Here is a 1,203-nt window from a genome sequence, read left to right on the forward strand (position 1 = left end):
GACAGGACACTCACGGTGCAGGACAAAGCTCCTATCAGGTCACAAACGCTGGGCCCGGCAACGCTCGGGGAACGCCGGAGCCCGACCGACAGGTCAACGCCAGGGCAACTCGGCCAATCCCAACACGAGTCAGATCGGTCCGACGTTCGAGGCATATTTTGGACTGAGTGTCCCAACAATTTCCTCGACGGCTCATCGAGCTGCGCATGCCGTAGCCCTTAAGCAGGTCCTGGAAGTCACGACTGCAATACTGGCTACCGCGGTCGCTATGGACGATCAGGCCCGCTTCCGGCCGGCGGCGAAACCACGCCATACGCAGCGCGTCAGACACCAGCTCCGTGCGCATGTGCGGCTGCATCGACCAGCCCACCACCTGACGGCTGAACAGGTCGAGGATGACGGTCAGAAACAGCCAACCCTCGTCCGTCCAGATGTACGTGATGTCCGTAGTCCAGACCTGATCTGGACGCGCGGGAGAGAAGTCTCGTTGCAGCAGGTCCGGCGCGACCGGCAGGCTGTGGTTGCTGTCGGTCGTGACCTTGAACCGGCGTTTGGTCTTCGCCCTGATGCCGTGCAGCTTCATGAGCTGTTGGACACGATCCTTGCTGACGCGAATGCCCTGGGCCAGCAACTTCTTCCACACGCGCGGCCAGCCGTACTCGCCTTTGGATTCAGCGTGCACGGCCTTGATGTGCACCAGCAGAGCGTCGTTGCTGATGCGTCGGCGCGCTCGGTCAGTATCGACATCCCGCGCCTTGCGCGCGTGGTAACCGCTGGGGCTGACACCCAGCACCTGGCAGGTCAGGGACACCGGCCATTGTCGGCTGTGAAGCTCGATCCAGGCGTACTTCATGCCGACACCTTTGCAAAGTACGCCGTGGCTTTTTCCAATATGTCGCGCTCCATTTTCACGCGTGCCAACTCCGCGCGCAGCCGGGCAATCTCCATCTGTTCAGGAGAAACCTGTTTGCCTGCGCCGTTCAGCTTCCCAGCGGCATCGGCCTTAACCCAGTTGTGCAGCGTCTTCGGGCTGATACCCAGTATCTTCGCCACCGCCGCCATGCTCTGGCCGCCGCGGACCATGCGCACGGCTTCCAGCATGAATTCCCGCGTATATCGGGCTCTCGGATTACCCATCTTTCCTTCCTCCTTGCGTGAGTTTTACACACTCAGCAAGGGATCCATTTTTTGCGGGCAAGCTCA

Annotated in this window: 1 pseudogene; it reads right to left on the reverse strand. The window is 61.0% G+C overall.

The window, feature by feature from the left end:
* Positions 1-169 precede the first annotated feature (169 nt).
* Positions 170-1,137, reverse strand: a pseudogene (locus ACSHSS_RS30200) (IS3-like element ISBxe1 family transposase); the annotation flags it as partial.
* Between the last annotated feature and the right edge of the window lie 66 nt (positions 1,138-1,203).

The sequence above is a fragment of the Burkholderia sp. BC1 genome (assembly GCF_052683555.1).